Here is a 10,206-nt window from a genome sequence, read left to right as displayed (position 1 = left end):
CGAGAGGGGCATGTCTTTTTCGCAACGGATCGGCGCGCTGTCGCCGAGCAATGTGGCGCCACTTTACATCCAATTGCGCCAGCTGATCCGGGACGCCATCACCGCCGGAACCCTGGCGGAGGGCGACGCCTTGCCGGCGGAGCGGGATCTGGCGACCGAATATGACGTGTCGCGCATCACGGTGCGGCGCGCGATCGGCGACCTGGTGGAAGACGGGCTGCTGAGCCGCCGTCGCGGCGCGGGCACCTTCGTCGCGGGGCGGGTCGAAAAGAATTTCTCCAAACTGTCCTCCTTCTCGGAAGACATGGTGGCGCGCGGCCGCGTGCCGAGCAGCCGCTGGGTGGCGCGCGCCTCGGGCACGGTGACGCCGGAAGAAGCCATCGCCTTCGGCGTGTCGCCGGGCGTTCCGGTCCATCGGTTCCAGCGCATCCGGTTCGCGGACGAGACGCCGATGGCGCTGGAGTTCTCGACCATCCTAGGCACGGCCCTGCCGTCGCTGGAGGCCGTGGAGGATTCGCTTTACGCCGCGCTGGAAGCCAACGGGATGCGCCCTGTCCGCGCCCTTCAGCGCTTGAGGGCCGTACCGTTCGGCGGCGAGCATTCGAAGATGCTGGGCGTGTCATTGGGCAGCCCTGGGCTGTTGATCGAACGACGGGCCTTCCTGAGGGACGGGCGGACCGTCGAGCTGACGCGGTCCTATTATCGCGGCGACGCCTATGACTTCGTCGCCGAGCTTTCGGACATCTGAACTCTATTCGCCGGCGCGTTGCGGCGGCCCAGTCTTCGCGTGGAGCCGCCATGATCGTCGATCGCCGCAACCTTTTGATCGGCAGTGCGAGCACGGCGGGGTTTATGATCCCGGGCGTCGCATCAGCGGACGCCGGCCGAGAAGCCGGGCGCGCAACCGGCGCCGGAGCCCTGCCGATGCCCGCGCCCCTGAATACCTTGCCCGAGCCTCTGCCGGTCGAGGATCCGTCCCGCATCAGTCTGGATCTGGGGTGGCTGTTTCATGAAGGCGACATTGTCCCCCCGCCGCCGGCCGACCATCACAACACCTATTTGAACGCCAAGGCCGGCAATGCGCGGGGCGCGGCGGCCATGGATTATGACGACAGCGACTGGAGCCGTGTGCGCCTGCCGCACGACTGGGCGGCGTCCCAGCCCTTCGTCGAGACGGCCAACATCTCCCAGGGCTTTCGGCCGCGCGGGATCGGCTGGTATCGGCGGACGATCCGGCTGGACCCGGCCGATCGCGGCAAGACCATACTGCTGCAGTTCGGCGCCATCGCCACCCACGCCACCATCTGGGCCAACGGCAGCATCGTGGCGCACAACTGGTCCGGTTATAACAGTGTCGAGGTCGATCTGACGCCCTTCGCCCGGTTCGGCGACGAGCTGAATGTGATCGCCATCCGCGTCGATGCGGAGGCGATGGAGGGATGGTGGTACGAGGGCGCGGGCCTGTATCGCCATGCCTGGCTGACGGTGCGCGCACCCGTCGCCCTGATCACCGACGGCGTCCACTGTGATCCGCGACAGGACGCGGACGGCGGCTGGAACGTGCCTGTCGAAGCGACCCTGTTCAACGTCGGTCGCGACCCGGACCAAGTCGAGGTGCAAGCCAGCCTGCTGGACCCGCAGGGCCGAACTCTGGCGACCCGCCGTGCGTCGCTGGCGGTTCCCGCCCTGGAACGGGCGGTGGCCTCGGTGTCGATTCCCGTCGCCGATCCGGCCCTGTGGTCGGTCGATCAGCCGACGCTTTATACGGTCCTGACCCAGGTGCTGGCCGACGGGCGCGTGGTGGACGAGCGGCGTATCGCGGTCGGTTTCCGCACTTTGAGATTCGACGCGGACCAGGGCTTCTTCCTCAACGGCCAGCCGCTGAAGCTAAAGGGCGTCTGTATTCACCAGGATCATGCGGGCGTCGGGGTGGCCATGCCCGACGGGCTGGTGCGCTGGCGGTTGGAGCGGCTGAAGGCGATGGGCTGCAACGCCATTCGCAGCGCCCACAATGCGCCCGCCGTAGAGTTCCTGGACCTGTGCGACCGGATGGGCTTCCTGGTCATGAACGAGAACCGGGTGTTCAACCCGGCGCCCGACTATATGGCGCAGCTGGAGTGGCTGGTCCGGCGTGACCGCAACCATCCCAGCGTGATCCTGTGGTCGGTCTTCAACGAGGAGCCGATGCAGGGCTCCGAAGCCGGGGTCGAAATGGTGCGCCGCATGGCCCATGCGGTGAAGGCGCTGGACGATGCGCGGCCCGTGACGGCGGCGATGAACGGGGCCTTCTTCGAGCCGGTCAATGTGTCGAGCGTCGTCGATGTGACCGGCTTCAACTACTACCAAGGCGACTATGATCGCTTTCACGCGCTTCATCCGACCCGGCCGATCACCAGTTCGGAGGACACCAGCGCCTTTGAGACACGGGGCGCCTTCGCCAGCGATCCGCGGGCTAATGTGATCACCTCGTATGACACCGAGGCGGCGAGTTGGGGCGATACGCATCGCAAGACCTGGAAGGCGATCATGGATCGGCCCTTCGTCGCCGGCGGCTTCGTCTGGACCGGGTTCGACTATCATGGCGAGCCGACGCCGCACGCCTGGCCTACCATTGCTAGCTTCTTTGGCATCCTGGACCTGTGCGGCTTCCCCAAGACGGCCTTCGATATTCACCGGGCGCACTGGATCGACGATCAGGACGTGGTGTCGATCACGCCGCACTGGACTTGGCCGGGGCGCGAGGGACAGCCGGTCCCGGTGCTGGTCATGTCCAACGCCGATGAGGTCGAACTGAAGCTGAACGGACGTTCGCTCGGCGTCGTCGCCTGCGACCGGATCATGGGGGCGGAATGGACGGTTCCCTATGAGCCGGGTCGGATCGAAGCCTTCGCCCGACGTGCGGGACGGGTCGTCGCCACGGCCGCGCACGAGACGACGGGCGCGCCGGTTCGGTTGCGGCTGACGCCGGCGCGGACGGTGATGGCGGGCGACGGAGAGGATGTGCAGACGATCACGGTCGATGCGGTGGACGCCGCTGGACGCCATGTGCCCACCGCCAACCTGCCCGTGACCTTTGACGTGGCGGGGGCGGAAATCATCGGCCTGGGCAATGGAAATCCCAACAGCCACGAGCCGGAGAAGGGCGCGGCGCGGTCGTTGTTCAACGGTCTGGCGCAGGTGATCGTTCAGGCGGCGGCGGGGAAGGGACGGATCGTCGTGACGGCCTCCGCGCCCGGACTGCGGCCCGCGCGGCTGGCGGTCGAACGGCTGGATCGGGCGGCGCCTCGGTACGCGCCCGTTCTGGTCCCGGCACAGCCGATCCTGGGCTGGCGGCGGTCGCCGGCCCTGGGGCAGCGTCCAGATCCGAGCCTGGCGCCGACCGACGGCGACAACAACAGCTGGGCCTTCGTCCGAAGCGGCGTGACGACCGGCGCAGAGCTGACGCGGAACTGGCGCGTCTATCGCTCGGCGGTGACGCCCTGGCGCGCCGTCGCCCAGGAGGGGGGGGTGTTGCAGTTCGAAGGTCTGTCTGGCGCGGTCTCGCTGTGGATCGACGGCCAGGCGACGCCCCTGAGGGACGGTGTCGCCGCGTTCGGTCCCGGCGCCGGCGAACGCCGTGTCACGCTGATCATTGAGGCGGCGCCGGGCGAAGCGTCGGGCGTGACTGGGCCGGTCAAGCTGAAGGCCCTTCGCTGAAGATCGACCAGACGGCGGCCCTTGCGGGCGCCGTCTGGCTTGCTGCGATCTAACTCAGCAGATGCACGACGGAGGGGGAGGGGCGGCAGGCGCCGCGCGGACCCGCTGTCGCCAGAGCCTGGTCGTCGATCAGGACCGGTTCAGCCACGACCACGCGGACGCGTCCGTGATGTCGGGTGCTGGACAGGATATTGTCCATGCCGCCCAGAGCCTTCACCAGCGCTGCGGACAGGGTGGGCGCGTCTTGAGCGCTATCGGAAGGCGCGGCCGAGACGGACGGAACGGCGACCTGATCCGGCGCCGCAGTGACTGGACGGGCCAGGGCGTCGCGGATTTCGACGGCGACGATGTCCGCCACGGGGCCCAGCACGACCTGGAGCGCATGGTCCGACGGGCGCACGATCCCGAGTGCGCCCAGGGTCTTCAGGGCCGCCGCATCGACGGCGTCCTGACGCGCCACGATCAGGCGCAGGCGGGTGGCGCAGGCGTCGACCTTGGTGATGTTCACCGCGCCGCCCAGGGCGGAGATGAAGGCCGTGCCGCGATCGGTCAGGGCTGCGTTCTGGGTCGGGGCGGTCGGCTCGTCCTTTTCGCGTCCCGGCGTCGGCAGGTCGAAACGCTCGATGACCAGGCGGAACAGGCCGTAATAGATGGCGAAATAGACCAGGCCGACCGGGATGAGCAGCAGGGGCCGCGTCGCCTTGCCGAAGCTGAGCACATAGTCGAACAGACCGGCCGAGAAGCCGAAGCCCAGCTTCACGTTCAGCAGGTCCATCACCGCCATGGACACGCCGGTCAGCACCGCGTGGATGACGTAGAGGGCCGGCGCCAGGAACATGAAGGTGAACTCGATCGGCTCGGTCACCCCTGTCAGCGCCGAAGTCAGGGCCAAGCTGAACAGCAGCCCGGCGACCGCGCGACGCCGTTCGGGGCGGGCGGCGTGATACATGGCGAGACAGGCGGCGGGCAGGCCGAACATCATCACCGGGAAGAAGCCGGTCATATAGCCGCCGGCGGTGGGGTCGCCCGCGAAGAAGCGCCGCAGATCGCCGCTGACGCCCTGATAATCGCCCTGAACGAAGAAGAAGAAATTGTTCAGGACGTGGTGCAGGCCGGTGACGAGGAAGAGACGGTTGAACATCCCGTACAGGAACAGGCCGACGCTGCCGCTCTGGGAGATGGAGTCGCTCATCGTCGCGATGGCGGCGCTGATCCCGGCGTTGCCGAGGCCGACGGCGGCCGCCAGCACTAGACCCGCGACGCCCGCCGCGATCGGCACGAACCGGCGGCCGCCGAAGAAGGCTAGGTAGGAGGGCAGTTTCAAGCCCGAGAAGCGGTTGTAGAAGACGCCGCCGATCAGGCCCGACAGGATGCCGATGGGCACGTCCAGTTTGGCCATGGCCTTGGCCTTCCAGGCGGCGACGGCCAGATCGGCGCCGGGGCCCGTGAGGCCTGCGGCGGCCTCGGGCGGCACGGCCAGCAGGGCCTTTCCGGCCTCGGTCGCGACCAGGAAACAGACCACGCCGCCGAGGCAGGCCGCGCCGTCGCCGTCTCGCGCGAACCCGGTCGCCACCCCGATGGCGAACAGCAAGCCCAGGTGGGCGAAGATGGCGTCGCCAGCGGCGGCGAGGAAGGGAATGTCGAGCAGATCGGCCTGGCCCAGGCGCAGCATCAGCCCTGCCACGGGCAGGACGGCGATGGGCAGCATCAGGGCGCGGCCCAGGGGTTGGAGGGCCTCGAGCAGCGACTTCATGCGGCGAACTTCCGTGCGAGCGCCCGAACCTCGGCGGCGGAGGCGCAATTGAGGGCGGCGGTGGCGTGGGCGCGGCAGGTCACGGCGTCGAGGCCGGAGACCAGGGCCTTGATCGCGGTGACGCGTGCGGGGGCGGCCGACAGCTCGGTCACGCCCAGGCCGATCAGGATGGGAACGGCCAGACTGTCGCTGGCCAGGCCCCCGCAAACCCCCACCGGCGTCTGGCGGCGGGCGGCGCCGCGACAGGTTTCGGCGATCAGGCGCAGGACAGCGGGATGCAGGCCGTCAACGCCCGCCGCGACCGCCGGATTGCCGCGATCCATCGCCAGGGCGTACTGGGTCAGGTCATTGGTGCCGATGGAGAGGAAGTCGGCCTCCGCCGCCAGCAGATCTGCGGTGATGGCTGCAGCCGGCGTTTCCACCATGACGCCCAGGGAGACCGGGGAGGTGATGGAGAGCTCGGCTTTAAGCCGGTCCAGCACGGCGCGCACCTGGCGCAGTTCGTCGAGGCTGGCGATCATCGGCGCCATGATGTGGAGCGCGCCGGTCGAGGTTACGGCCAGGATGGCCCGAAGTTGGGCCTCGAGAACCTCGGGATGGGCCAGGCCGACGCGGATGCCGCGCAGACCCAGGGCCGGGTTTTCCTCGGTCGCGATCGGCAGATAGGGGGCGGGCTTGTCGCCGCCGATATCCAGCAGCCGGATGATGAGCGGGCGCGGCGACAGGGCGTCGGCGATCGCCTGATAGGTCGCCGTCTGTTCCGAGGCCGTCGGCTGAGTGTCCCGTTCGAGAAACAGGAATTCGGTGCGCAGCAGGCCGCAGCCTTCCGCCCCGGCCTCGACCGCCGCGCAGGCGTCGTCCACCGAGCCGCAGTTGGCGTAGGCCTCGATCCGTACGCCGTCGCGGGTGCGACAGGGGACGTCGCGGGCGGCGCGGGCGGCGGCGATCCTTTGTTGTTCAGCCGCAATTTCTGCTCGCGCCTGGGTCAGGCGGGCGTCATCGGGCGCCGGCTCGACCACGCCCTCGTCTCCGTTGACGATCAGGCAGACGCCGTCGGTCACGCTGTCCAGCACCGCCCCCAGGGCCACGACCATGGGCAGGCCCGCTGTCGCCGCCAGTATGGCGGCGTGGGAGGTCGGCCCCCCGCCTTCGACGCACAATGCCACCGCGCCGCGACGCGCCAGATCGACCACGTCGGACGGCAGGAGGTCGCGGGCCATCACGACGGCGTCGGGGGGCAGGGGCGCGCCGGCGGTCTCGGCTGTGCCGGTCAACTGTTGAAGGACGCGCCGTTCCAGATCGAGCAGATCGTCCGTGCGTTCCGCCATTCGGGCGTCGCCGCCGGCGCGAAGGACCGCCGCCTGTTCGCGGATCGCCGCGCGCCATCCGGCGCAGGCGCTGCCGCCGGTCTTGATCACCGATACAGCCGCTTCGACCAGCGACGGGTCGGTGAGCATGGAGGCGTGGGCGGTCAGGACCGCCTGTTCATCGGCGTTCGCCCCGATCTTGGCCTGAGCCAGGCGGACGCCGACCGCGTCGAGCGCCGCGTCCAGGGCTGCCTGCTCCGCCGCAGCGTCCGTCGCCGTCTCGGTGAAGATGATTTCCGCCACCTGCAGCCGATGGGCGATTCCGATGACCCGCCCAGGCGCTGCGGCGACCCCGACAAGCCGCCCGTCGTCCGGGATGGTCCGGGGGGGAACGGGGGCGACGACGGACGGGGCCGGATGGAGCGGCTCGCCGCGTTCGCCCATGCCGTCCTCGATCAGGCCGGCGACGAGGGCGACCGCCCGTTCGGCGTCACGCCCGGTGGCTGACACGACAATGGTGTCGCCATGACGAACGCCCAGCGCCATTACGGCGATTGGGCTGGTCAAGGCCGCCCGGCGCTCGCCGTGAACCAGTGCGACTTCCGCCTCCAGATCCACCGTCGCCTCGCGCAGGCGCGCGGCAGGTCGGGCGTGGATGCCGTGCATCATGGCGACATGGACGCTGAGTTGCGCCCGGTCCGGCGGCGTCAATGGATCCGGCGAAGTCGCGGCGGTCTCGGTCGAAGCTTGTTCCGACAGGGTCAGGATCGGGGCGCCCGCTGCGACCGGACCCTCGCCCGCACGCGACGAGATCGAAAACCGCTCGGCGCTGGTGATGATCACAGGCGTCACCGCCGCGCTGGCGTTCTGAACGATGTCGTCGAGATCCAGCGTGATCAGAAGATCGTTGCGAACGACTCGGTCGCCGACCGCGACGCTGGCGGTGAAGGCCCGGCCGCCCAAAGCGACCGTATCGACTCCGACGTGGATCAGCACCTCGACGCCCTCGTCCGTCAGAATGGCGATGGCGTGTCCAGCCGACTGCAGGCTGGTGACGACGCCATCGCAGGGCGCCACAACACGATCGCCGGTGGGGTCGATGGCGACGCCGTCACCCAGGACGCCGCTGGCGAACACGGGGTCGGGAACGGCGGCCATCGGGGTCAACCAACCCTGGATCGGCGCCGTGATGATGATGTTCGCCATACTGTCTTCCCCCGAAAATCAAGCGCCGGTCAGTGGAGTCGTTGACCGCCGACCCATACGCCCGCCGGTTGAAGGTCCGCCGTCAGCCAGATCCAGTCGGCGCGGAGCCCGAGAGCCAGCGCGCCTCTGTCTTCAGACAGCCCCAGGAAGGCGGCCGGACTGGTCGAGGCCATGGCGACCGCCTGGGGAACCGTGACTCCCGCCCGGCTGACGATCCCGCGCACAGCCCCCGCCATGTCCAGGTCAGATCCTGCTAGCGTGCCGTCCTCGCTGACGCAGCGGCCGTCGCGAACCGTGATGCGCCGGCCTTGCAGCATGAAGTCCTTCGTGTCCGCGCCGACGCAGGGCATGGCGTCGCTGACTAGCATGAAGCGATCCATAGGCCGGGATCTCAGAGCGATCCGCAGGGCGGCGTCATGAACATGGTGCCCGTCCGCGATGACGCCGCACCAGACCTGTTGATCGTCCAAGGCAGCGCCGACGAGGCCCGGCGCCCGATGGTGCAGCGGCGTCATGGCGTTGTAGAGATGGGTGACGCCGGTCATGCCTGCGGCGAACGCGGCCTTGGTGGTTTCGTAGTCCGCGTCGCTGTGTCCGGCCGATACACGCACCCCGGCCTTGGCCAAGCGTGCGATGTCGGCGGGTTGGACCCGTTCCGGGGCCAGGGTGACGACGACCTTGCCTCGACGGGGACGCGTCAGCAGGGCGATCAGGTTCTCGTCCAGGCGGCTGAAGCGGCTGGGGTCATGGATGCCCTTGCGGGCCGTGCTGATGACCGGACCTTCGATGTGGACACCCACGACGCCGGGCACGCCGGCTTCGATCGCTGCGTCCACGGCGTCCAGGGCGGCGGCGATGACCTCGGGCGTGTCGCTGATGATGGTCGGCAGAAGGGCCGTGGCGCCGAAACGCCGGTGCGCCTCGGCGATCACGGCGACGCCGTCCACCGTCGGTTCGTCGTTGAACAGGACCCCGCCGCCGCCGTTGCACTGGGTGTCTATGAAGCCAGGGGTCAGCCAACCTCCTGCAAGATCTATAATCGCGTCAGCCGAGGCTGGCGCCGCGTCGACGTCCAAGGCTGTGATGCGGTCGCCCTCGACCGTGATGGTCCCGGCGGCGTGAACCCCGTCGGAGACGACGATGGAGCCGCCGGTGAAGTGCAGGCGAGTCATACGGTTTCCGTCACCTTGCGCAGATGGGGCGGCGCGTCCGGGTTGAGGCCGCGCGACACGGATAGATGGGCGGCCAGACGATAGAAACTCTGAATCATCAGGATGGGCTCTACGGCCGGGTGGGCGGCGAAGGTCGGGAGCGGGCCCGCGCCTGATTGGGCGTCGGCCAGCAGGGTTCTGGCGCCACGAGCGGCGAATTCGGCGGCGACGGCGCGGACGGAATCGCCGGCGGTGTCGGAGCCCGCCATCAGCAGGACGGGGAAGCCCTCGCCGACGATGGCCATGGGGCCGTGCCGGACTTCGGCCGCACTGAAAGGCTCGGCCTGGACGCCGCAGGTCTCCTTGAGCTTCAGCGCCGCCTCCTGGGCCACGCCTAGGCCGAAGCCGCGACCGATGACGAACAACTGGTCGGCGTCCATCAGGGAGGCGGCGGCGTCGCGCCAATCCAGGGATGCGGCGCGCCGCAGATCATCCGGCAGTCTGGCCACGGCCGCCTGAAGTTCGGCATTCTCGGACCATGCGGCCACCAGCGCCGCAACGCCCGCCAGTGAGGCGATGAAGGATTTGGTCGCCGCGACCGCGAGCTCGGGTCCGACGTTCAGCCCCGCCAGCGTGTCCGCCCGCTCGGCTAAGGGCGAGGTCTCGTCATTGACCAGGGCGACGACCTGAGCGCCGGCGGTGCGTTGGGCATCGACAGAGGCCAGCAGGTCGGGGCTGCGACCGCTTTGCGAGATCGCCAGGCAAAGGGCGCGGCCGGGCGCGCTGGGGGCGCCGTATACAGAGGCGATAGAGGGAGCCGCCGATGCGACCGGCACGCCTACAAAGGTCTCAATCAGATATTTGGCGTAGGTGGCGGCGTGATCGGAAGATCCTCGAGCGACCGTCACCACCACTGCCGGGGGCGTCGTGCGCAGTTGCGCGCCCAGCGCCTGAAATGCGGCAGCGTTTTTCTGGAGCATATGCTCCACGGCGTCGGCGGCTTCGAGCGCCTCACGTTCCATGACGGTCGCCGTCAGCGCCAATTTGACCACGAAAGACTCAACCCCTGATGACATATCACTGGAGGTTGATA

6 protein-coding genes are annotated in these 10,206 nt (G+C 68.9%); 2 read left to right on the top strand and 4 right to left on the bottom strand.

All coding sequences use genetic code 11. The features are described 5' to 3' along the window. Positions 1 to 10: 10 nt before the first annotated feature. Together ACW17X_RS04405 and galA are read left to right on the top strand one after the other, a co-directional pair. Positions 11 to 748 carry a GntR family transcriptional regulator gene (locus ACW17X_RS04405; RefSeq protein ID WP_492099836.1) on the top strand — a complete coding sequence of 246 codons (738 nt, stop codon included), beginning with the start codon at positions 11 to 13 and terminating at the stop codon, positions 746 to 748. Between the two features lie 176 nt (positions 749 to 924). After that, positions 925 to 3,696: a beta-galactosidase GalA gene (galA, locus tag ACW17X_RS04400; RefSeq protein WP_492099835.1), complete on the top strand. Its 2,772-nt coding sequence runs from the start codon at positions 925 to 927 to the stop codon at positions 3,694 to 3,696. A 49-nt stretch (positions 3,697 to 3,745) separates the two neighbouring features. Here the strand turns inward: galA and nagE are convergent, their stop codons facing one another. From nagE to ACW17X_RS04380, 4 genes are read right to left on the bottom strand one after another with little or no spacing between them, the layout of a single operon-like run. Further along, positions 3,746 to 5,449 carry an N-acetylglucosamine-specific PTS transporter subunit IIBC gene (nagE, locus tag ACW17X_RS04395; protein ID WP_492099834.1) on the bottom strand — a complete coding sequence of 568 codons (1,704 nt, stop codon included), beginning with the start codon at positions 5,447 to 5,449 and terminating at the stop codon, positions 3,746 to 3,748. After that, entirely contained in the window at positions 5,446 to 7,962 is a 2,517-nt protein-coding gene (gene ptsP / locus ACW17X_RS04390) for a phosphoenolpyruvate--protein phosphotransferase (protein ID WP_492099833.1), read from the bottom strand. The genes nagE and ptsP overlap by 4 nt, the downstream gene beginning before the upstream one ends. Positions 7,963 to 7,991: 29 nt before the next feature. Continuing rightward, a complete protein-coding gene (gene nagA, locus ACW17X_RS04385) occupies positions 7,992 to 9,134 on the bottom strand; it encodes an N-acetylglucosamine-6-phosphate deacetylase (protein WP_492099832.1) in 1,143 nt (380 codons plus the stop codon). Continuing rightward, a complete protein-coding gene (locus ACW17X_RS04380; RefSeq protein WP_492099830.1) occupies positions 9,131 to 10,165 on the bottom strand; it encodes an SIS domain-containing protein in 1,035 nt (344 codons plus the stop codon). Before ACW17X_RS04380 ends, nagA begins: the two co-directional genes overlap by 4 nt. Between the last annotated feature and the right edge of the window lie 41 nt (positions 10,166 to 10,206).

The organism is Brevundimonas sp. FV1ye4L (assembly GCF_058681255.1).
Note: the sequence above shows the minus strand (reverse complement) of the source record. Positions and strands in the feature narration are given on the sequence as shown.

Excerpts from the sequence above, each read along its gene's own strand:
- galA (WP_492099835.1), top strand. The coding sequence starts at position 925 with ATGCCCGCGCCCCTGAATACCTTGCCCGAGCCTCTGCCGGTCGAGGAT.
- nagE (WP_492099834.1), bottom strand. The coding sequence starts at position 5,449 with ATGAAGTCGCTGCTCGAGGCCCTCCAACCCCTGGGCCGCGCCCTGATG.
- nagA (WP_492099832.1), bottom strand. The coding sequence starts at position 9,134 with ATGACTCGCCTGCACTTCACCGGCGGCTCCATCGTCGTCTCCGACGGG.
- ptsP (WP_492099833.1), bottom strand. The coding sequence starts at position 7,962 with ATGGCGAACATCATCATCACGGCGCCGATCCAGGGTTGGTTGACCCCG.
- ACW17X_RS04405 (WP_492099836.1), top strand. The coding sequence starts at position 11 with ATGTCTTTTTCGCAACGGATCGGCGCGCTGTCGCCGAGCAATGTGGCG.